The sequence below is a fragment of the Amycolatopsis lurida genome, from assembly GCF_900105055.1.
In the GTDB taxonomy this organism is placed as follows: Bacteria; Actinomycetota; Actinomycetes; order Mycobacteriales; family Pseudonocardiaceae; genus Amycolatopsis; species Amycolatopsis lurida.
In genome coordinates, this window is record NZ_FNTA01000004.1 from 6,400,285 (window position 1) to 6,419,918 (window position 19,634).

The 19,634-nt window shown below is 71.2% G+C and carries 18 protein-coding genes; 9 read left to right on the plus strand and 9 right to left on the minus strand.

Going from position 1 to position 19,634, the window contains the following annotated elements; translation table 11 throughout:
- Nucleotides 1-31: 31 nt before the first annotated feature.
- Nucleotides 32-472, minus strand: coding sequence for an Hsp20/alpha crystallin family protein (locus BLW75_RS35380; protein ID WP_034323292.1), 441 nt, complete (start codon nt 470-472; stop codon nt 32-34).
- Nucleotides 473-577: 105 nt separating this feature from the next.
- Here BLW75_RS35380 and BLW75_RS35385 point away from each other — a divergent pair, with 105 nt between their 5' ends.
- Nucleotides 578-1,192: an HSP18 transcriptional regulator gene (locus tag BLW75_RS35385; RefSeq protein WP_091599080.1), complete on the plus strand. Its 615-nt coding sequence runs from the start codon at nt 578-580 to the stop codon at nt 1,190-1,192.
- Nucleotides 1,193-1,258: 66 nt separating this feature from the next.
- Entirely contained in the window at nt 1,259-1,447 is a 189-nt protein-coding gene (locus tag BLW75_RS35390) for a hypothetical protein (protein ID WP_034324794.1), read from the plus strand.
- A 180-nt stretch (nt 1,448-1,627) separates the two neighbouring features.
- Here the strand turns inward: BLW75_RS35390 and BLW75_RS44035 are convergent, their stop codons facing one another.
- The 3 genes from BLW75_RS44035 to BLW75_RS35400 form a co-directional block, all read right to left on the minus strand.
- Entirely contained in the window at nt 1,628-1,753 is a 126-nt protein-coding gene (locus BLW75_RS44035) for a hypothetical protein (RefSeq protein WP_005159680.1), read from the minus strand.
- A gap of 81 nt (nt 1,754-1,834) precedes the next feature.
- A complete protein-coding gene (locus BLW75_RS35395; RefSeq protein WP_034324792.1) occupies nt 1,835-2,584 on the minus strand; it encodes a nucleotidyltransferase domain-containing protein in 750 nt (249 codons plus the stop codon).
- A gap of 69 nt (nt 2,585-2,653) precedes the next feature.
- Nucleotides 2,654-3,970 (minus strand): type VII secretion protein EccE, encoded by a 1,317-nt coding sequence (locus tag BLW75_RS35400; protein WP_034324789.1) that lies wholly within the window; start codon nt 3,968-3,970, stop codon nt 2,654-2,656.
- Between the two features lie 128 nt (nt 3,971-4,098).
- Between BLW75_RS35400 and BLW75_RS35405 the strand changes: the two genes are divergently transcribed.
- The 5 genes from BLW75_RS35405 to BLW75_RS35425 all read left to right on the plus strand — a co-directional run bounded on the left by BLW75_RS35405 (nt 4,099) and on the right by BLW75_RS35425 (nt 11,586).
- Nucleotides 4,099-6,222: a fibronectin type III domain-containing protein gene (locus BLW75_RS35405; RefSeq protein WP_034324787.1), complete on the plus strand. Its 2,124-nt coding sequence runs from the start codon at nt 4,099-4,101 to the stop codon at nt 6,220-6,222.
- Nucleotides 6,219-7,172, plus strand: a complete 954-nt coding sequence (locus BLW75_RS35410) for an AAA family ATPase (protein WP_034324784.1) — start codon at nt 6,219-6,221, stop codon at nt 7,170-7,172. Before BLW75_RS35405 ends, BLW75_RS35410 begins: the two co-directional genes overlap by 4 nt.
- A 2-nt stretch (nt 7,173-7,174) precedes the next feature.
- Nucleotides 7,175-8,302, plus strand: a complete 1,128-nt coding sequence (locus tag BLW75_RS35415; protein WP_034324782.1) for a DUF58 domain-containing protein — start codon at nt 7,175-7,177, stop codon at nt 8,300-8,302.
- Nucleotides 8,299-10,470, plus strand: coding sequence for a transglutaminase TgpA family protein (locus BLW75_RS35420; RefSeq protein ID WP_034324779.1), 2,172 nt, complete (start codon nt 8,299-8,301; stop codon nt 10,468-10,470). Before BLW75_RS35415 ends, BLW75_RS35420 begins: the two co-directional genes overlap by 4 nt.
- Nucleotides 10,471-10,557: 87 nt before the next feature.
- Nucleotides 10,558-11,586 (plus strand): IS30 family transposase, encoded by a 1,029-nt coding sequence (locus tag BLW75_RS35425; RefSeq protein WP_091597302.1) that lies wholly within the window; start codon nt 10,558-10,560, stop codon nt 11,584-11,586.
- Nucleotides 11,587-11,634: 48 nt separating this feature from the next.
- On the opposite strand, the gene BLW75_RS35430 is transcribed toward BLW75_RS35425, so the two are convergent.
- A complete protein-coding gene (locus BLW75_RS35430; protein WP_091599083.1) occupies nt 11,635-13,038 on the minus strand; it encodes a serine/threonine protein kinase in 1,404 nt (467 codons plus the stop codon).
- A gap of 102 nt (nt 13,039-13,140) precedes the next feature.
- Here BLW75_RS35430 and eccD point away from each other — a divergent pair, with 102 nt between their 5' ends.
- On the plus strand, nt 13,141-14,523 hold the full coding sequence (gene eccD, locus BLW75_RS35435; RefSeq protein ID WP_034320272.1) for a type VII secretion integral membrane protein EccD: 1,383 nt from the start codon (nt 13,141-13,143) through the stop codon (nt 14,521-14,523).
- Between the two features lie 4 nt (nt 14,524-14,527).
- A complete protein-coding gene (eccB, locus tag BLW75_RS35440; RefSeq protein ID WP_034320275.1) occupies nt 14,528-15,961 on the plus strand; it encodes a type VII secretion protein EccB in 1,434 nt (477 codons plus the stop codon).
- 175 nt (nt 15,962-16,136) lie between these two features.
- Here the strand turns inward: eccB and BLW75_RS35445 are convergent, their stop codons facing one another.
- Genes BLW75_RS35445 through BLW75_RS35460 form a run of 4 tightly spaced genes read right to left on the minus strand, consistent with a single transcriptional unit; the run spans nt 16,137 to nt 19,594 of the window.
- Nucleotides 16,137-17,342: a hypothetical protein gene (locus BLW75_RS35445; RefSeq protein WP_034320277.1), complete on the minus strand. Its 1,206-nt coding sequence runs from the start codon at nt 17,340-17,342 to the stop codon at nt 16,137-16,139.
- Between the two features lie 11 nt (nt 17,343-17,353).
- Complete coding sequence (locus BLW75_RS35450) at nt 17,354-17,764, minus strand: hypothetical protein (RefSeq protein WP_034320280.1); 411 nt, start codon at nt 17,762-17,764, stop codon at nt 17,354-17,356.
- An 11-nt stretch (nt 17,765-17,775) separates the two neighbouring features.
- Nucleotides 17,776-19,152 carry a hypothetical protein gene (locus BLW75_RS35455; protein ID WP_034320284.1) on the minus strand — a complete coding sequence of 459 codons (1,377 nt, stop codon included), beginning with the start codon at nt 19,150-19,152 and terminating at the stop codon, nt 17,776-17,778.
- Between the two features lie 31 nt (nt 19,153-19,183).
- Nucleotides 19,184-19,594 carry a hypothetical protein gene (locus BLW75_RS35460; protein ID WP_034320286.1) on the minus strand — a complete coding sequence of 137 codons (411 nt, stop codon included), beginning with the start codon at nt 19,592-19,594 and terminating at the stop codon, nt 19,184-19,186.
- Nucleotides 19,595-19,634 lie beyond the last annotated feature (40 nt).

The following is a 19,634-nucleotide window of genomic DNA, read 5'->3' on the forward strand; positions in this document are numbered from 1 at the left end:
CGGGATTCGAGGCCCGCACCGGACGGGACACTCAGGCCTGGATCTCCTTGCGGTCGGACGTGGAACCCGTGATTTCGATGCGCCGCGGCTTGGCCTTCTCGGCGATCGGGATGCGGAGGGTGAGCACGCCCGATTCGTAGCCGGCCGCGATGTTGTCGGTGTCGAGGGCCTCGCCGAGGAACAGCTGGCGGGAGAAGACGCCGAGCGGACGTTCGGAGACCTGCATCTGGACGTCTTTTCCGGCGAACGGCCGCCGCTCGGCCTTGATGGTCAGGACGTTGCGTTCGACGTCCAGCTCGATCGCGTCGGCGGAGACGCCGGGAAGGTCGAAGCAGACGACGAACTCGTCGCCCTCGCGGTACGCGTCCATCGGCATGGTGGCCGGCTTGGACCAGGTGCCCGGATTCGCGGCGCCGAACATCTGCTGGGTCAGCCTGTCCAGTTCGCGGAACGGGTCGGTGCGCATCAACATCGGGTTCCACCTCCTGGGTCGTTGTCACTGGTGTCAACACGCACTACTGTTCTAACATGTCATCGGAACGATGACAACCGCTGAGTCGTCGATGGGATGACAAACATGGACGAAGACCCCTCTCAGACCGTGCGCAGCGTTCGTGAGGTCGTGGCGGAGGCCCGTTCCGGTGTCTCGGAACCGGAGCGGGTCCTGGCGGCTCTGGTCGCGTTGAAGGCGGTCCGTGAGCAACTGGCCGCTTGGGAGCCGGAGCTGATCGCGGCCGCTCGCGCGGGCGGCACCAGTTGGACGGCGCTCGCCCCCGCGCTGGGGGTCGCGAGCCGTCAGGCGGCGGAGCGGCGGTTCCTGCGGTTGCGGCCGTCCACGGGCGGGGAGAGCACAGGGGAGGCGCGGGTCGACGCGGAACGAGACCGGCGGGCGGGTGATCGCGCGGTGGCCGAGTGGGCGCGGCGCAACTCGGCGATCCTGCGGCAACTGGCCGGTCAGGCGGGCGCGCTGGACGGGTTGAACGCCAAGGCCAGGGAAAGCGCCGACAGGCTGAGCGCCGTGCTCGGCGAGGACGACGTCACCGGTCTCCTGGCGCCGCTGGCCGACCTGCGCGCCCACCTGCCCCGCGAGCACACCGGTTTCGCCGAACGGCTCGGCGAGATCGGCATGCACACCGAGCAGGTCCGGCGGGACGCCGTCGACGATCGGCGGGATCGACACTCTTCTCGATGAGGTGGGTGTGAACACGGCGCGGGACGGGTACCCGGTGCCGTCCGCCGAGCGAGCCGGAGGTCTTCGATGCTGGTCCGACCCGATTCCCCGACAGCGGCCGACGTCGTCGAGCTGGCGCTGAAAGTGCTTGCGGCGGAAGGTTTGCACGGGCAGGCCGCCCATGCGGCCCTCGAGGCGATGGCGCGAGAACGAGGCCTGCCGGTCAAGCGGTGCGCCGAACTCATCGTGGCGGCCGTGGACGGGCGCGTGAACTGAAACCCCGGCGCGGTGAGGCGGTGGCGCCGCGGGTGACGTGTCGCGAAAGCCAGTTTCGCAACGTTGAAGGTTGCGAAACATGCTCCCTGGGCCGACTCGGTCCAGAAACGCCGTGAAGGCCGCCTTCCCTACCCTGGAGGTAGGCAAGGCGGCCTTCACGGACCTCACAACCGGCAAGCCCTACTGGCAGGCTTCGCAGTCCGGGTCGTCGATGCGGCAGGCTGCCCCATCGGTGAGCGGGAAGTCGAAGTCGTCGAGAGCGGGGACGGCCAGGGTGGTTTCTTCCGGCGTGGCGGTGGCGGACATGTCACTCCCTTGGTACGGAACGGGTCTTATCTCTCTGTAGCGCTGAAGATCGCCCGTCATTCCGTGACGCGCGCCACAGGTTCAGGCAGCCGCTCGGAACAGCGCCTCCGCGTCGCCCACCGCCTTGGCGAGGGCGTCCGGATCCGCGCGCAAACCCGCGACGACCGTGTCGATCTCGCGCAATCCCGCGCGCAGCAGCAGCCGTTTCTCGTTGGTGACCCACTCGCCGCGGACCGCGAGGACCGCGTGCGCGGTCTCCATCGCGGCGGTGGCCAGCGCGCCCGCGACCTCCGTGGCCTGCCCGCGCGGGACGAAGGCGCCGCGGGTGTACCGCAGGGTCAGGCCGGCGCGGCCTCGCCACATCGCCGGGGCCGTTTCCCGCAACGCTTCCGGGTAGTCCGGCCGCGGCAGGTCGCCGCGCAGCACGCGGTTGACCGCGAGTTCGGCGACGGGCAGGTAACTCGGGACGCCCGCGAGGTGGAACATCAACGGCTCCCAGTGGAACCGGCCTTCCCGGGCTTCGGCGAGATGGTGTTCGACGGAGCCGAGGTCGCGGTAGTGGACGTCGACCTGTCTGCCGTCGATCGTGAGCCAGGCGCCGCCGTTGAACACGCCGCCGCCCCACGCGCCGAGTTCGGAGACCTCGCCGTCCCAGCCGACGGCGCGCAGGTCCGTCGGCGCGAAGTCACCGCGGTAGTAGACGGCGAAATCCCAGTCGCTGCCGGGGTCGTGGGTGTCCTGCGCGCGTGATCCGCCGAGGGTGACGGCGTGCACGGCGGGGAGCGCGGCCAGGGTGTCCGCCACGTGGGCGAGGAAAGTGTCGTCGTTCATCGCGCGGACGAGTCTAGGGTCGCGCCCGCGCGGACGCGACGGGTTTGCTCACCGCCGCGATCATCGTGCTCAACTGACCCCGAGCGGCAGCGTGGCGGCCACTCCCTTGGCGTGCCTGCCGTCGAGCCGGTCCAGGGTGAGCCCGCCCCGGCGAGCCGCGAGTTCCAGGTCCCGCACCGCGTGTTCCACCGCCTGCGGTCCGGCGGCGGCGATCCGGATCGAGGCGCTGACGCGCGGTTCGGTCTCGGCGGTGCTCCGGCGCGCGGTCACGGCGAGTGTCACCGCGGAACCGGGGGCGGCGGCGAGCAGCCGTCGGGAGAGATCCGCCGTGAGCACCGGGGAAAGCGTGTCCCAGCCGTCGAGGCGGAAGGTCGCCTGGCAGATCGGCCCGCTGTGCCAGAACCGCCAGTCCTCGCGGATGCGCGCTCGCCCGGCCGTGACGTGCGCCAGCGAGGCGAGTACGCCGAGGACCTCGTTTTCGGCGAGCGCCCGCACCGGCAGTCCGTCGCGACGGAGTTGCCGGCGCACCCGCCGGACCGTGTTCCCGAGCGCCTGTCGCACGTCGCCGTCGCGGTGGACGTCGACGGTGCGCAGCGCCTGCAACGCGACCCAGCCCCGCGGCGGCCGTGAACGGTCGGCTCCGACGTGGTGGATGACCTGCGCGGCGACGTCCGACGTCTGTTCGCGGGCGGGCGGAAGCAACATCAGCGGCGACGGCATCGGCTGCTCGCGTGCGGCCGATTTCGGTTGCAGCACAGCGGTGATCCCGTCGGCGCGGCTGACCATGAACACCGTCTCGTCGCCGATCTCGCCCGCCGTCCCCGTCGCTTCCGGCGACAGCAGGCGCAGCAGCGCCCGGCCCGCCTCACCCGCGTTCCGGAGATCCCGGTCGCGGTCCCGCGTCAGATAGCCGGACGCCGAACCGAGCCAGGCGTAGAGCCAGCGTCCGCGGATCCGCACGGTGGTCAGCGCGAGGACCACGACGGCGGCGGTGACCACCACGGCCGCCAGCGGCCACGGCCGCCCCGCCACCAGGACGAGCGCGACGAGGACGAGTTGCCAGCAGACGATCTGCGGCACCCCGATCCCGCCGAACCGCCCGGATCGCCGCACCGGAACGGGCGCCGGTGGATTCGGCCGCGGCGTTCCGGGCACCGGAGCGGGGACGGGTACCGCCGCGAATCCCAGCGGTCGCTGCTCCGCCTGACGAGCGGCGGTGAGCGCCGCCAGCGCGGCCTCGCGGGCGGCGGCCCGGGCGGCGGGCGCGGCGTAGGCGAGCGGATCGGATACGGCCGCTGCCCGCGGTGCGGCCGGTGCGACTCGGGGAAGCGTCGGGGGCGGCGCGTGGTACCGCCCGCCCGTCCTGGCCGCGCCGGGTTCGGTCATCGTCCTGCCTCCTCAACCGTGTCGCCTCAGGCTGCCCCGGCCAACATGAGGTTTCGATGACACGGCGCCGCCGAGCCCGAGACAGGCTGTTTCATCGAAATTTCATGGTCGCTCTCTAGCTTGATCGCGTGAACACCGAGAAGCGGTTCAGCGCGGTGGCCAGGACGAGGACGGCCGTGGCGCTGGTGGTCGCGGGCTGCCTGGCGCTGGTCGGCCTCGCCGTGACCGGACAGGCGGCGACCCCGGAACGGCTGGAGTTCGTCCAGGTCGGCCACTGGGTCTACAACGACGCCGCCCAGTCCGCGTTCCACGTCGACGGTTCGACGAACCGCGTCGACGCGCGCGCGGATGTGCCAGGGGCGAACGGCAGCCAGGTCGTGCAGGGGGACGGTTCCGGCTACGTGGTCGAGCGGAACCGCATCACGGAGTTCGACAAGGCGACCTTGAGCGTGGCGGAGTCCGTGCCGCCGCCCGCGCCGGAAACCCCGTTCGTGATGGAGATCGCGGGTGGTCCGTACCTGGTCTACCGCAACGCGGGCCAAATCGTGCGCCTCGGGGACCCGGCCGCGACAGTGCCCGCAGGGGGGCCACTGTCCCGGCCGGTCGCCACGGCCGAGGGAACGGTGTGGACGCACCGCGTCGACAACGGCTCGGTCTGCGAACTGCCCAAGGGCGCCGCCGTCATGACCTGCCCCGCGCAGCTCCCGCCCGGGCACGGCGGCGGGCTCACACTCGTCGGCGACCGGCCGGTCGTGCTCGACACCACCGGCGACAACCTCCACCGCGTCGGCCCGGACGGGCTCGGCGACGGCCTTCCGCTCGGTATCAAGCTCTCGCCGTCGGCACAGGTCGCCAACAGCGCCGTCGGCGACCGGCTGGCCATCGCCGACCCGGAGCGCAACCAGCTCCACCTCATCGACGTCAGCGGCCTCGACCAGGATCGCCCGTCCGCGAAGCCGATTTCGGTCGACCTGTCCAAGGGCAGCCGGTTCAACGGCCCGCTCTCCTCGTCGAACGTCGTCGCCATGGTCGACGAGACCCGCGGCGAGGTGCTGACCTACGACGCCACCGGCAAGCTCAAGTCCACCACCAAGGTGCCGGGCCAGGGCACGGTGCCGAGGCTGGCCAAGGGCGAGGACAACCGGATCTACGTCGACAGCTCCGACGGTTCGCACGTCCTGGTCGTCAACGGAGACGACGGCACGGTGGTCGACGTCGACGTCGACAAGGCGGCCAACAGCCAGACGGCGGGCGCGCCGTCGGCCGAACCGGAACCGTCCGGCGACCAGCCCTCGCCGCCGCAGCAGCAGCAGCAACAGCAGCAGCCTCCGCCGAACACCCAGAAGCCGCCTCCGCCGGTGGCGAAGGCGACTCCGCCCGGCGCGCCGAGGAAGGTGAGCGCGTCGTCCGGGGACGGCTCGATCAAGGTCTCGTGGAGCCCGGCCGCGGAGAACGGCGCGCGGATCACCGGCTACCGGGTGACCTGGACCGGCGGGTCCACGCGAGTCGGGGGATCGGCACGGGGGACGACGATTTCCGGGCTGCGCAACGGAACGCCGTATGTGCTCACCGTGGTGGCGGAGAACTCCGCGGGGATCGGCCCCGGCGCCAGCGCCAAGGCGGTCGTCCCGGGACCCGCGAACCGGCCCGCCGGGGCGCCGGTCGTCACCGCGAACGCCACCGCGGCGGGCAACGTGTCGGTGAGCTGGACCCAGCCCGACCTCCGCGGCGGCACGCTGGTGCACTACCTGGTCAGCGTGACAGGCAAGGGCCAGCGCACGGTTTCGGGCACGTCCGCGGACTTCACCGGGGTCACCGGCGCCGCCACCGTCACGGTCCGCGCGGTGACGAAATTCGGTTCGGGATCGACGCTCACCGGCGCCACCGGCAGCAGGAAGGTCACCGTGCCGGTCGTTTCGGGGCCGCCGACGATCACCATCACTCAGGTGCGGGGCAAGGACGCCAAGCTGCTCGTCTCCGTGAAGGCCGACGGTAAGGGCGCCTCCGCGACCTGCACCGCCGAATTCTTCAGCGAGACCAAACCGCAGGCGTGTTCCGGAGCCACCACCCTGACCATCTCCGAGGTCAGCTGGATCGGCGCCATCACGATCACCGCCACCATCAAGACCTCCGCGGGTACCGCCTCGGACACCTGGCGAGGTGTGCCCACGGTGAACGGCGGCGCGCTCGTCTGGCTCGCCCCGATGGCACTGGTCGGCCTGCGCCGACGAAAGGACAAGGAAATTCTGTGACGCTCACACCCAGGGTCGCCTACGAGCAGATCGCCGAGAACGTGCAATCGGTGGTGCGCGGCAAACCGGAGGTCGTCCGGCTCACCGTGGCGGCGCTGTTCGCCGAGGGGCATCTGCTGATGGAGGACGTGCCCGGCGTCGGGAAGACGACGATCGCGCGCTGTGTCGCCGCCAGCATCGGCGGCCGGTGGAGCCGGATCCAGTTCACCCCCGACCTGTTGCCCGGCGACATCACCGGCGTGATGGTCTACCACCAGAACGCCGAACGCTTCCAGTTCCACCCCGGCGGCATCTTCGCCAACGTGGTGCTGGCGGACGAGATCAACCGGGGTACGCCGAAGACGCAGGCCGCGCTGCTGGAGGTGATGGCCGAACGCCGGGTCACCGTCGATTCGGTCGGCCAGGCGGTGCCGAGGCCGTTCCTCGTGGTGGCCACGCAGAACCCGATCGAACTGGAGGGCACCTACCGGCTGCCCGAGGCGCAGCTGGACCGGTTCCTCATGCGTATTTCGGTCGGCTACCCGGATCTGGAATCCGAGATGCGCGTGGTGATGGGCGACTGCGCCGGTGTGACGCCGGACGAACTGAAGCCGGTGCTGAGCATCGCCGACGTCCAGTCGGTCATCGACGAGGTCCGGAAGTCTCATCTGGCACCGGAAATCGTCAACTACGCGGTCCGGCTGGCCGCGTCGAGCCGGTCGCATCCGGACGTCCGCTACGGCGCGAGCCCGCGGGGCAGCATCGCGCTGATCCGGGCGGCGCAAGGGCTCGCCGCCACCTTCGGCCGCGACTTCGTCACCCCCGACGACGTCAAGGACGTCGCGCATCCGGTGCTCGACCACCGGCTCGTGCTGACCCCCGAAGCGGAACTCAACCAGCGGCGGACCGCCGACATCGTCGACGAACTCCTGGGCGCGACGGCCGCTCCCATGGCCGCGATGGGGAGGTAGGCGTGCGGCTCACCCGCCGCGGCGTCATCGTGCTGGCCTTCGCCGCCGGGTCCTACGCGCTCGGCGAACTGGCCGGGTACACGTTTTTCCGTGCCTTCGCGGGGATCGCGGCGGGCGCGGTGCTGATCGCGGTTGTCACCACGAGGTTCCGGCCGCAGGTGGAGATCGGCCGGACCGTCCAGCCGGACCGGGTCGAGCGGGGTAAACCCGCGCTGGCCTCGCTCGTCGTGCGCAACACCGGTTCGCGGCGGCACGGCGGTTTCGCCGCGGGGGACGGGATCGGGAACGAAACGCACCGCCTGCGGGTCCGTCCGCTCGCGCCCGGCGCCGAAGCGACGTACCACTACGAGCTTCCGACGACGACGCGCGGGAAACTGCGCGTCGGCCCGCTCGTGGTGCACCGGCCCGACCTCTTCGACCTCGCCCGCGGCGATCGGACCGTGGGGGACTCCGCGTGGTTGTGGGTGCACCCGCGGCGGCACGCGGTACGCGCGGCGCAGGCCGGGCACCCGAGACACCACCACGAAGGCCCGATCACCGACCCGCCACTGCGCGGTTCGGCGGATCTGCGCGCGGTACGGGAGTACGTGATCGGCGACGAGGTCCGGCATCTGCACTGGAAGGCGACGGCCAGGACCGGGCGGCTCATGGTCCGCGAGTACGCGGACCCCGCCCAGCCCCGGTTCACCACCGTGCTCGACACGCGGCCGGCGTCGATGACGCCCGCCGTTTTCGAAGAGGCCGTCGAGGTGGCGGCTTCGCTGTTCTACGCGTCGGCGTCGGCGGGGCAGCACTGCCGCCTGATCACTTCGGCCGGCGCGGACACGCTGACCGACAGCGGCGTGCGCGCGGCGAGGACGCTGCTGGACGAACTCGCGCTCGTCACACAGGACGCGACGGCCGGTGCGCCCTTGCTGCCCTCGGCCCTCGCCGCCGCCGAACGCCCCGGCGGGGTGCTCGTGGTGATCACCGGTCCGGACGCCGATCTGGGCCACGCGGCCCGCTGGCGGCCCGACACCGTGGTCCGGCTCGGTGACCTCCGGCCGTCGGCGGGCTCCGGCGGCGTGATCGTCGCGGTCGACGCCGCCGGTGCCGCGGCCCAATGGAACTCCTTGGCGGGGAAGGCATGAGCGCCCGGTTCGATCGGCTCGCCGTCGCCGGGCTGCTCGGCGCGACGGGGGTCGCCGGGTTGCTGTTCGCGCCCGTGTTCGGCTGGGCGGAACTGCTCGTGCCGGTGCTCGTGGTCGTCCTGCTCGCGTACGGCTGCGTCGAACTGACCGCGAAGTTCCCCAAACTGACTCCTTACCGGCCTCTGCTCGTCGCGGTGCTCGGTCTGCTCGGGCTGGTCGAGACGGTGCTGACATCGACCACGCTCGCCGCGCTGCCGACCGGCGCTTCGGTGCGCGGCCTGGCGCGCGGCTTCACCGAGGGCTGGCGGCTCACGTTGCAGTCCACCTGGCCCGCGCTGCCGGTTCCCGAACAGCTGCTGTTCGTCCCGCTGTCGGTGCTGCTCGCCGTCGTGCTCGGGCTGGAACTACTGCTGCGCTTGAAGAAGCCGCTGGTGGCGCTCGTGCCCGGCCTGGCCGTCGCCGGGTTGGCGCAGGCGTATCAGGCCTTGACGGGACTCGTCGCGGTGGCGGCGGCGCTGGGGTTCGCGTTGCCCGCCGGGCTGCTGCTGTGGTCGGGGCGCCGTGTCCGGTCCGTGAGCCGGGCACCCGGCGTGCCGCGGTCCTGGCGGGTGACGGGGTCGGCGATCTGGCCCGCACTGTCCACTGTGGTCGCCCTGGTCGCCGGGTCGGTCGCGTTCGCCGCGCTCGATCCCGTCGGCCGCGATCCGCTGACGCTCAAGGACACCCAGGCCGCGCCGCCCCCGCGAAGCAGGGTCGGCAATCCGCTGGACGAGATCGCCCAGCGGCTCATCCGGCCCGGCGAGGAGGTGTTCCGTTACCGCGGCGAAACCCCGGTCGACCAGTGGCGCCTGATCGTGCTCAACGGTTTCGACGGCGCGAACTGGCTGTCCGATTCCCGGCTCCATCGGCTCGGGGCGGGTCTGGACGGCGCTCCCGGTGGTTCGGGAGGCAGCGCCGAACTCAAGGTGCGCGGGCTTTCGGGACCCTGGCTGCCGAGCCATCCGGATCTGACCGGGGTGGACGGCCTGACCCCGCTGGTGGACCAGGCCGCGGGCACGCTGATGCTGGAATCGCCGTCGGCCGCCTCGGTGCGGGACTACCGGCTCAGCTGGTCCTCACCCGAGGTCGATCTCGGTTCCGGTGAAGTCGACGCGCGCGCACCGGGCGGGCTCGGCGGACTCGGCGCGGTGCCGCCTGAAGTCGAGCAGGTGGCGAAGGACGCCGTGCGCGGACTGCGCCCGACATTCCAGTCCGCGTTGCAGCTGGAACGGTTCCTCAGCACGAACTACCAGGTCGCGACAGGTACGGAGGAACTGCCGACCGGGCACGGCTGGCCACAGCTTCGGCATTTCCTGCTGGAAAGCAAGCGAGGGACGAGCGAGCAGTTCGCCGCCGCGTACGTGGTCTTGGCGCGGATGAACGGTATCCCGGCGCGACTCGTCGTCGGGTTCCGCGGTGCGGCCGAGAAGGACGGCGACATGCACGTCGTCCGGAACCGCGATGTCCTGGCGTGGCCCGAAGTCGCGGTCGCCGGGGCGGGCTGGGTCGCGCTCGACCCCACCGCCTCGGCAGTCGGGTCGAGCCGGAGCCAGGCGGGCCCCGGCAAGGCGGTCGCCAAGGCGAGGGCCCAGCTGCCCGCCGAGCAGCAACTGCGGTCGCCTCAGCTCCCGCCGGGCACGCAGCCCGACTCCGCCGAAGACCGGAGCGCGGAAGCGGGGGTGAGCTGGTGGTGGCCCGCCCTCGCCGGCGTGATCGTCCTTTTCGGACTCCTGTGGCTCGTGGGGGTTCCGGTGGCGAAGGCGGTCCGCGCAGGACGACGCCGCCGCCGGACCGGCGAGGAAGGGGTGCTCGGCGCCTGGGACGAAATCCGCGACCGGCTGCGCGCGCACGGCGTGCCGTTCCGGATCGGGATGACCCCGCGCGACCTCGCCGAAGCGGCCGGATCGCTTGCCGGGGCCGGGATCCGCGAGCCGGTCGCCAGGCTGGCCAAGGTGCTGGACGTGACGCTGTGGTCCGGCGTCCCGGTCGGCGACGGCGCGGTCCGGAAGGCGTGGCAGGAAGTCGGCGAGGTACGCCGGGGCCTGGCCGCCAGACCGTTCGCGGCTCGGGTGCTGGCGGCACTCGAGCCGCGAACCCTGGTGCCGGTCAAGGGGCGTAAAGAGGGCTGAAGGGCGCTTTCCCCGCATGCCATGGGGGGAAAGCGCGGCGGTCTCAATCGGTTGTTGCAAGTAGTGGCGGCTGATAGGGAGGTCGTCATGCCAGGAGCCCCGTTGACGCGCGAGGAGCGGGAGAAGATCCAGAATGGTCTGGATCAAGGTCTTACCCAGGACGCGGTGGCGAAGGTTCTGGGTAAGTCACCCTCGACGATTTCACGAGAAGTACGCCGCGGTGGTGGGCCGCGGTGTTCCAGGCCCGGAAGCAAGGTCAATGGCCGGCCTCGCCGTTATCGGGCCGACCGAGCCCAGCGCCTGGCCGTCGAACGCGGCCGGCGCCCGAAAGCCCATCTGCTGGCCGGTGAGTTGGCGGCGGTGGTGACCGGTCTGCTGGAAGCAGACTGGTCACCCCGGCTGATCTCCCTGATGTTGCCGACGCTGTTCCCCGACGATCAGGCTATGCGGGTGAGTCACGAGACGATCTACCTGTCACTGTTCATCCAGACTCGTGGTGAACTGCGCAACGAACTCACCGAGCACCTGCGGTCAGGCCGTGACCAGCGCCGGTCACGCACCAGCACCTCCAGCCGCCGCCAGGGCCGGATAACCGGGATGACCCCGATCAGTGAACGCCCCGCCGAGGCCGCCGACCGGGCAGTGCCCGGGCACTGGGAAGGCGATCTGATCCTCGGGGCAGTCGGCCAGGGCGCGGTCATCACCCTGGTCGAACGCCACTCCCGATTCGTGTTGCTGGCCCCCCTGCCCGACACACACAAGGCCGTCGAAGTCCGGGAACTGCTCACCAGCATGATCACTACCCTGCCCACCGAACTGAAACGGTCGCTGACCTGGGACCAGGGCAACGAAATGGCCCAGCACGCCCAGTTCACCCTGGACACCGGCCTGCAGGTCTACTTCTGCAACCCACACAGCCCCTGGGAACGCGGCAGCAACGAGAACACCAACGGCCTGCTACGCCAGTACTGGCCCAAAAGCTCAGACCTGCGCCACCTCACCCAAACCCACTGCGACGCGATCGCCCTACGCCTCAACACCCGACCACGCCCTACACTCGGCCTCCTCACACCAGCACAAGCACTCGACAAAGCACTACTTGCAACAACCAGTTGAAACCGCCCGCCCTTCACCGCGTCCTATGCAGGGAAAGTCCCCTTCAGCTCACGGGTTGCAGCGGGCGCCGCGGATCGAGACCGGTTCGGTGGTGTAGATGTGGCGGCCGTCGGTCGCCCTGAGCTGGAAGCAGTACCGGCGGGCCGGGTCGACGGGGACCTCGAGGCTGCGTTGGCGGTGGGCGACGAGTTGTTTCGTCTCGAGCCGCTCGCCCGCCATGATCACGACGAAGTCCAGTTCGCCTTCCGCGGTCCAGGTCAGCTGCACGTGATCGCTCTGGTCGCGCGGCGGGGCGAGCGCCAGTTTGACGTCCGGCGCCGGAGCGGAAACCGGTGCGGGCGGCGGGATCGCGGCCGCGACCGGGACGGCCTGCCCGCCGATCTCCGCCGGGCCGAGGATCAGCGGCACCACGGCCAGCCCGGCGGCGAGCACGCCGGCGCCCGCCAGCGCGACGGGCTTCCAGGGAAGCCGTCGCTCGGCTTTGAGCGGGCCGCTGAACTCGCGGATCAGGGTCCGGCCGCCTGAGGGCGGCGCCTGCACCACCTGGACCGGCGACGGGGCGGCGGGTGGCTGCTGGACCACGGCGAAGTCGTCGAACTCGACCTCGGCGTCGTCTTCGGCCGGAACGTCGACGGGTTCCCCGGTGACGACTTCGCCACCGGGCTGGCGCAGCTTCGTGAACAGCCGCGCCAGGGACGCGACGTCCTGCGGCCGATCGGCCGGTTCCTTGGCCAGCAACCGGAGGATCGTGGCGGAAAGCTCCCTCGGGACGCCAGGATCCTGGATCGGCGCGACCGGTTCCCGCAGCACCTGGAGGATCCGTTCGCCGGGCTGTTGCCCGGTGTGCCGGGGAAAGGGCGGTGTGCCGGTCAACGCGGCGTAGAGCACCGCACCGAGTCCATAAAGGTCGGACGCGGGGGAAAGCGTGTCGTCGCGCAGGGTTTCCGGCGCGGTGTACTCGACCGCGTACATCGGGTCGCGCGGGAAACGCCGCCGCAGGGCGACCCCGAAGTCGGCGAGCACGAACTCGCCGGAGGCGCGGTACAGCACGTTGTGCGGGCTCACCCCACCGTGCACGACGTCCGCGCCGTGTGCCGCGGCGAGCGCCGACGCGATCGAGGCACCGAGGGCGAGCACGTCGGGAACACCCAGCCTGGCACCGGAATCCAGCAGACCGGCGAGTGAACCAGGGCACAGTTCGCGGCGGACACCGGATCGGCCACCCGCGTCGGTCAGGACGTCTTCGATCTGCAGCAGCGAGCGCGTCGCGCGCACGGCGGCCAGCGCCTTCCGCTCGCGGTCCAGCCACGCGGCGGTCTCGCGGTCGAAGGCGCCGGGGAACATCTTGATCGCGAAGTCGTTGCCCGTGGCGGGATCCCGGCCCGCGTAGACGGTGGCGATGGGGCCCTGGGCGAGCAGCCTCGGTCCGCCGACTCCTGTCTCGATGCTCATGACCCCATTGTCGCGCAAGAAGACCGGATCCGGAGCACTTTCCCGGCGGCAGGTTCCTGCCGCGAGTGCCCGGCGGGCGGGTCGCTGGCCGACCCTTTTCCCATGCAGACTGCCGGCCTGGTCAGGGTCACCATCACCACTCCGCACCGGCGCATCGACATGGCGCTGCCGGAACACGCGTCCGTCGCCGAAATCCTCCCCGGCCTGCTCGCGCGGGCGGGCGAGGGAATGGCGGACGACGGGGTCGCCGGCGGCGGCTGGCAGTTGCGCCGCGCCGACGGGACACCCTTCGATCTGGACCGGACGCTGGGCGCGCACCGCGTCCGGGACGGGGAGATCCTCCATCTGACACCGCGCCGCGCCGAATGGCCGGAGCCCGAGTACGACGACCTGGTGGACGCGATCGCCACCGGTTCCGGCCGCACCGGCAAGGCCTGGGGGCCGCGGCACACGCGGCAGGCCGGACTCGCCGTCGGCGGGGTGGCGCTGTCCTTCGGTCTGCTCGCCGTACTGCGCGCCGGTCCGCCGTGGACGTCACCGGCGTCCTGGGCGCTGGCGGTCTCCGCGCTGCTCCTGGCCGCGGGTGTCCTGCTCGCACGGGCGCTGCGCGACGCCGGTGCCGGGGCGGTGCTCGCCGCCGTCGCGCTTCCGTTCGCCTTCACCGGCGGCGGTCTCCTGCTGGCGGGCGACGACCCGATCGGCGCGCTGTCGGCCGGTCATCTGCTGCTCGCGAGCGCGGCGTTGCTGCTCGCGGCCGTCATCGGCCACCTCGGAGTGATCGCCGCGCCCGAACTGTTCGCCGGCGCCGCCACCGTCGGCGTGCTCGGTGTACTCGGCGGCTGGCTGGCCACCTTCGACGACCTGGCGGGGTACCGGTCGGCGGCCGTGCTCGGTGGCGGGGTCCTCGTGCTCTCGACCACGTTCGCGCCGCTGGCGCTGCGACTCGGCCGGGTACCGATGCCGGTGCTGCCGCGGTCCACCGCGGACCTGGTCCGCGATGATCCCCAGCCGCCGCTCGATCTCGTGCACGCCGCCGTCGCCAGGGCGGACGCGCTGCTCACCGGGATGCTGGGCGGCGCGGCGATCGTCGTCATGTACTGCCAGCTGCAGCTGATCCGCAGCGACAGCGAGGCCGCGGTCGTGCTCGTCGCCCTGCTCGCGGCCGGTTTCCTGGTGCGGGCGCGGTTGTACCCGATCCTGCGGCAGCGGCTGCTGGTGCTGGTGACCGGGATCTTCGGCGCCGGCTGCCTGCTGGCCGGCCCGCTCATGGCGGACCGTTCGCTGCTGCTCGTCCTGGCCGGACCGCTGTCCTTGGCGGTGGCGGCGGGCGTGATCGCTTCCGGTGTCGTGCTGAGCACCCGCGCCGCCAATCCGTATCTCGGCCGGATCGCCGAATACTTCGAGATCCTGCTGACGATCGCCGTCGTCCCGGTGGCTTGTTCGGTGCTCGGGCTGTACGGCTACGTGCGCGGGCTGGGGGGCTGAAACCATGGCGTCCAAACGGGATCAACTGCAGGCGTACCAATTCCTGGTGCAGCGCGCCATCTCCGCGCTCGTGACGAGGGAGACCGACCCGGAGCAGCCGCCGTTCCGGCGGCCGTCCGGTGCCGCGTTCGCCAGTGTCGCGTTGGCGATCGTGGCGCTGGCGTGCGTCGGGGTCTACGGGATGATCGTGCCCGGCGGGAACAACGCCTGGCGCAAGAACGCGGCCGTCATCGTGGAGAAGGAGAGCGGGACGCGGTACGTCTACCTGGACGAACGGCTGCACCCCGTCGCGAACTACGCGTCCGCGCTGTTGCTGCTCGGCGAACACGGCACCACGGAAAGGGTTTCGCGCGACTCGCTCGCCGGAGTCCCGCGAGGACCCCGGATCGGCATCGCCGACGCGCCGGACGGCCTGCCCGGCCCCGAAAAGCTGCTCACCGGATCGTGGTCGCTGTGCTCGGCGCCCGCGAGCGACCTGGCGGGCAGCCGGATCGAGGAATCGGTCCTGCTGGCTGGCGCGTCGCCGTCGGGCGGCGCGGAACTGGGAGACCAGGCGCTGCTGGTGGAATCGACGTCGACCGGTGACCGGTTCGTCGTGTGGCGCGGGCACCGGCACCGGATCACCGACTACGGCGCCGTCGGCACCGGGCTCGCGCTGACCGCCGAGCCGTGGGCGCGGGTGGGCCGGGCGTGGCTCGACGTGCTCCCGGAAGGCACGCCGATCGGCCCGCTGCCGGTGGCGGCCGCGGGCGAGGTGTCCACCGCGGTGCCCGGCCGGACCGACATCCGGAACGGGATGCTGCTGATGGTGCAGACCTCCGGCGGCGGGCAGCAGCACTACCTCGCCGAGCGGGATGCCTTGCGCCCCATCACCGAACTGCAGTACGACGTCCAGCGCGCGAGCGCCCAGATGCTCGCCGCCTATCCCGGTGCCGAACCGAAGACCGTGCCGTTGCCGCCTTCGCTGGCGACCATGTCCCGGCAGCTGGACCCGGTCCGCGCCGACGCGGGCACCGCGCCCGCGACCCGTCCGGCCATCGCGCGCCTGCGCGACCAGGACGCCACCGTGTGCGCCACCTTCGGCGACGGCTCCGCGGCCCCCGCGCTGACCGTCGACCCCGCCATGCCCGCCGCGGACCCGATGTCCACCACCGCCCGCCGGACCGCCACCGGGACCCCGCTCGCGGACCGCGTCCACGTGCCGCCCGGCAGCGCGATCGTCGTCGAGGCGATGCCTTCCGCGCAGGCTCCGGCCGGGACGCTGACCGTCGTGACCGACATGGGGCGCCGCTACCCGCTGGCTTCACCCGACGTGCTGAAGATGCTCGGCTACCCGTCGGCGCGCCCGGTGCGCCTTCCTGCCGGTTTGGTCGCGCGGCTGCCCGAAGGCCCGAGCCTCGACCCGGCCGCCGCGCGGCGCCAGACCCTGGGCGGCTGACCGGCATTCGCGTGTCCCTGGGCGTAACTCGCGTGTTCGGAGGCGTAACTCACGAGTTACGCCTCCAAACACGCGAGTTACGCCTTCAAGCACGCCATCGCAAGGCGTCGAAACGACGTGAAGGCCCCCTTCACTGCGTCCAGCGCAGTGAAGGGGGCCTTCACGTACAAGCGGTTCAGCGGGAGGTCGGCCGCCAGAGGTCTTCGTCGAGCATCTGCACCGAACCCGACTCCGACTCACCCGGCCGGCGACCGCGCGCCAGTGTGAACCCGGCGTCGGGATTGCCGTTGGCGGCCCGGCCGCGCAGCTTCGCCGGGACGCCGTCGCTACCGCCGGAGGACGTCCTGCGCGACGCACCGTTCCGTCCCGTCGGCTGGTCGCTCGCGCCGGGGCGCAGCGTGCCCGCCGTGGACTGCCCACCCGCGCTGGGCGGCATCATCGGCGACATCGGGCTGGCGCTCGCCTTCGCGCCGGACGACGCGGCGGTGCCCGGAAGGACCTCGGACGCGAGACTGGGTGCCTTCTTCGCCCCGACCGGCTTGGCCGCCACCGGTAGCCCGGCCATACCGCCCGCGACGCCGAAACCACCCAGCAATCCCGCCGAGACCGGCGCGGAGCCGGAACCACCGGGTAACCCTCCGAGCGGGGAGAGCGCGTTCGCCGAAGGCGGCAGCGGAGCGAGGCCGGCGAGCGAAACACCGGAGGAGCCGTCGTAGCCGGGAATTTCCGGGAGGGAGACGTCCGGGCTGCCGCCGCCGGCACCCAGTGACTCGCCCAGCCCTTGGAATTCATTCAGCGTGTCCATGCCGGCCTGGGCGGCCGCGATGAAATCGGCCGGGGTGTTGCCTTCGGCGGAAGGGGCGGCCGTCGGCACCATATGGTCGGGCGACTTGATCCCGGACGCTTCGACCACCTGCAGCATCGACAGGTCGAACTCCCCGCCGAGCTGGGTCATCTTGCTCCCGGCGGCCTGCTGGATGGCCAGGGCTTCCATGGCGGCGAACGGATTGAGGAGCGACGCCGCGACGGCCGCCGAGTACGCGGCCTCCATCCCCAGCATCGTCGCGTGCGTCTCCGTGATCCCGGACGCCAGCGTCGTCAAGGTCTCCGCGGGTTTGGCCAGGTCGATGCGGTCTCCCCAGAATTTCAGCTCGGCGGCCGAGCGCTCCATCTTCTCCTGCAGCTGGCGGCCGTTGTTGTCCGTCCATTCAGGAGTGAGCTCGCTGATCCTGCTGTTGAGCTGTACCTGCGCTTCCTCGATCCACGCCCGTGCTTCGGTCCACATCCTCGCCGCGTCGTGAAGGGCGGAAACGTTCGCGAACTCGGCCCGGATCATCCCCATGAGAACTTCCATGGGGAACGCGTTGTAAACGGCGGTCATGGTTCGGCTCCTCAGACGGAGGCCGGCGGGGTTTCGCCGGAGGGTTCGGTGGTGGACGGTTTCTCTTCGCCGGGCTGGGCGGCCGAGGACTGTTTCACGAAGTCCACGCCCTGCTTGATGACCTTGGTCGCCTTGTTGGCCAGTTCCAGTGCGCTGGCCACGTCGGCGGCGCTGTAGGTGATCGCGGCCGTCCTGGTCTTGCCGGAGAAGGTCGCGATGTCCTCGGTCACCTTCCCCATGAACGCGCTCATGCTGGCGGTCGCGGCCTTGTCCAGTACGGACATCGCGATGCCCTCGAACAGCCCGGCGAGGCTGGGCATGGTGCCGAGCCTCGCCAGTGAAGGTGGCAGGTCCGGTGCGCTGAGTTGCTGGGACACCGCGCTCATCGCGGTGATGTTGCCGTTGATCTCGGTTCCGGGCATATGCCCCCTCCTCAGTGTCCGGCGCGGTACTTCGCCGGTTTGCCGTGCGAATCGGTCGTTTCCTGCACTTGCCACAGCTCGTCGTCGAGCAACTGGACGGTGTCGTTCTCGGTGTCCCACCGGCGTCGCGCCGTGGCCGGCCGTGTGCCGCCGCCTCGCGACCGGCCGAGGAGCGTGACACCGGGCGTGCCACCGCCCTTCGGCCCGCGCTGCCTGCTCGAGCCGGTGTGTTCCGCGTCGCCCGGTTTGATGCCCGACGGCGAGTTCTTCCCGCCACCGTTGGGTGGCACCATCGGTGGCGGCATTCCTCCGGCGCCCGAGGTGGAGCCGGAGCTTCCCGCCGTTCCCGCGGAAGCGATCCCGGGCATCGAGCCGACGCCTGCCGCCGCGCCTCCCGGTGAACCGTTCAGGTCCGAGATGGCGGGCATGCCGCCGAGGCCGCCCATCCCACCGCCGGAACCCGGCAAGCCGCCGCCACCCGCCAGGCTCGGCATACCCGAACCACCCGACGCGCCGAGAGGGTCTTCGAGCCCCGGATAGGCGGAGCCGTCGTAAGGCGGAAGCGTCCAATCCCCGGGATCGATCGCGTTCGGGTCGGGCAGGTTCACGGAGGAGCCGTTGCCCAGCAACTGCTGTGCGGACTCCGCGGCCTGGCTCAACGCGCTCAGCGCGTTCGTGGCCTGTTCGAGCGCGCTGGGGTCGTCTTGCGGATTCTGCGGGCTCGGCTCGCCCGGAACCTCGGGCGTACCGGGGTCTACCGGCGCGCCGTTTTGGTTCGGACCGCCCGCACCGGGCGCCGACGGCACCGCGCCGTTGTAGGGGAGGCCGGAACCGGCTTCGGCACTCGGGCCGTCCCAGGGGCGACCGCGGGCAGCGAGCATCGCCTGGGCGGTCACCCGATATTGGGTCGCGATTTCGTCCAGTTTCCTGCCGAGGTTCGCCTGGGCCTGAGGCTTGTAATCGGCGTTCTGCTCGACCTTGGAGATCTCACCCGCCGCGACGAAGGCGCCGACCACGAGCTGAGCGTCGGTCATGTCCAGCTGGGTGACCACACCCGATGCCGTGATGCCGCCGTCGACCGGCTGACCGAACAGCGTGCCCGCGAACGAGGGGAGTTTGGTGTCCTTCGACCCTTCCAAGCCTCCCCACGATCCGAAGGAGTAGATGCAGTTGGCCCTCAGCCGATCCACGAACTCTTCTCCTGGCCGGTCGAGCCAGCCCGAAGATACGACGTCCGCCGCGTCCCGGAGCATCATGTGCGTGCGGTCGATCCATCTTTCGGCGTCCGTCCACATCTTCTTGGCGGCATGGAGCCGGGGCCGGGTGTGCGCGATTTCGGCCCGAAGAATTCTCACCTGGTCTTCGAACGGGGTCTGGCAATAGCTCATCGAAAGTCCCGGATTGCTCGGCGCGGAGGAATCAATGCGGCAGGAGGTCGATCAGGGTGCCCGTGGTCGGCTGCACTGGCGTGACGGGCGCCAGCGGGCTCGGTCCCAGCGTGGTGGGTGCCAGTCCCTCGACAGGGACACGGGATTCGTCCGGCCGTGACCTCTTCGTCAGCTCCCAAACGGCGGCCTCGCTGGCGTTCTGGTAGGTGCTCAGGCTTTGCCGTGCGATGGAGATGTACCCGCGGACACCTTTTTCGGCGGCGGTCAGGAAATTCCGCAGAGCTTCGGTGCTGTCGCGGTCGGCGGCGGCGAGAAGCCCGCATTCCGCCATTTCACCGCAGCCGTCGTTCAATGGCCGGTCGATACTCGGCGGGCTCGACGCCTGCTGCGAGACGGTGTCGGCGAAGTCCTGGATGGCAGGCAGATAAGCGTTGATTCCCATGTTCCCTCCCGGAATTGCGGCGAAAACCCAGTCATTCACC

Excerpts from the sequence above, each read along its gene's own strand:
- BLW75_RS35380 (WP_034323292.1), bottom strand. The coding sequence starts at position 472 with ATGTTGATGCGCACCGACCCGTTCCGCGAACTGGACAGGCTGACCCAG.
- BLW75_RS35385 (WP_091599080.1), top strand. The coding sequence starts at position 578 with ATGGACGAAGACCCCTCTCAGACCGTGCGCAGCGTTCGTGAGGTCGTG.
- BLW75_RS35390 (WP_034324794.1), top strand. The coding sequence starts at position 1,259 with ATGCTGGTCCGACCCGATTCCCCGACAGCGGCCGACGTCGTCGAGCTG.
- BLW75_RS44035 (WP_005159680.1), bottom strand. The coding sequence starts at position 1,753 with ATGTCCGCCACCGCCACGCCGGAAGAAACCACCCTGGCCGTCCCCGCT.
- BLW75_RS35395 (WP_034324792.1), bottom strand. The coding sequence starts at position 2,584 with ATGAACGACGACACTTTCCTCGCCCACGTGGCGGACACCCTGGCCGCG.
- BLW75_RS35400 (WP_034324789.1), bottom strand. The coding sequence starts at position 3,970 with ATGACCGAACCCGGCGCGGCCAGGACGGGCGGGCGGTACCACGCGCCG.
- BLW75_RS35420 (WP_034324779.1), top strand. The coding sequence starts at position 8,299 with ATGAGCGCCCGGTTCGATCGGCTCGCCGTCGCCGGGCTGCTCGGCGCG.
- BLW75_RS35425 (WP_091597302.1), top strand. The coding sequence starts at position 10,558 with ATGCCAGGAGCCCCGTTGACGCGCGAGGAGCGGGAGAAGATCCAGAAT.
- BLW75_RS35430 (WP_091599083.1), bottom strand. The coding sequence starts at position 13,038 with ATGAGCATCGAGACAGGAGTCGGCGGACCGAGGCTGCTCGCCCAGGGC.
- eccD (WP_034320272.1), top strand. The coding sequence starts at position 13,141 with ATGCAGACTGCCGGCCTGGTCAGGGTCACCATCACCACTCCGCACCGG.
- eccB (WP_034320275.1), top strand. The coding sequence starts at position 14,528 with ATGGCGTCCAAACGGGATCAACTGCAGGCGTACCAATTCCTGGTGCAG.
- BLW75_RS35445 (WP_034320277.1), bottom strand. The coding sequence starts at position 17,342 with ATGACCGCCGTTTACAACGCGTTCCCCATGGAAGTTCTCATGGGGATG.
- BLW75_RS35450 (WP_034320280.1), bottom strand. The coding sequence starts at position 17,764 with ATGCCCGGAACCGAGATCAACGGCAACATCACCGCGATGAGCGCGGTG.
- BLW75_RS35455 (WP_034320284.1), bottom strand. The coding sequence starts at position 19,152 with ATGAGCTATTGCCAGACCCCGTTCGAAGACCAGGTGAGAATTCTTCGG.
- BLW75_RS35460 (WP_034320286.1), bottom strand. The coding sequence starts at position 19,594 with ATGGGAATCAACGCTTATCTGCCTGCCATCCAGGACTTCGCCGACACC.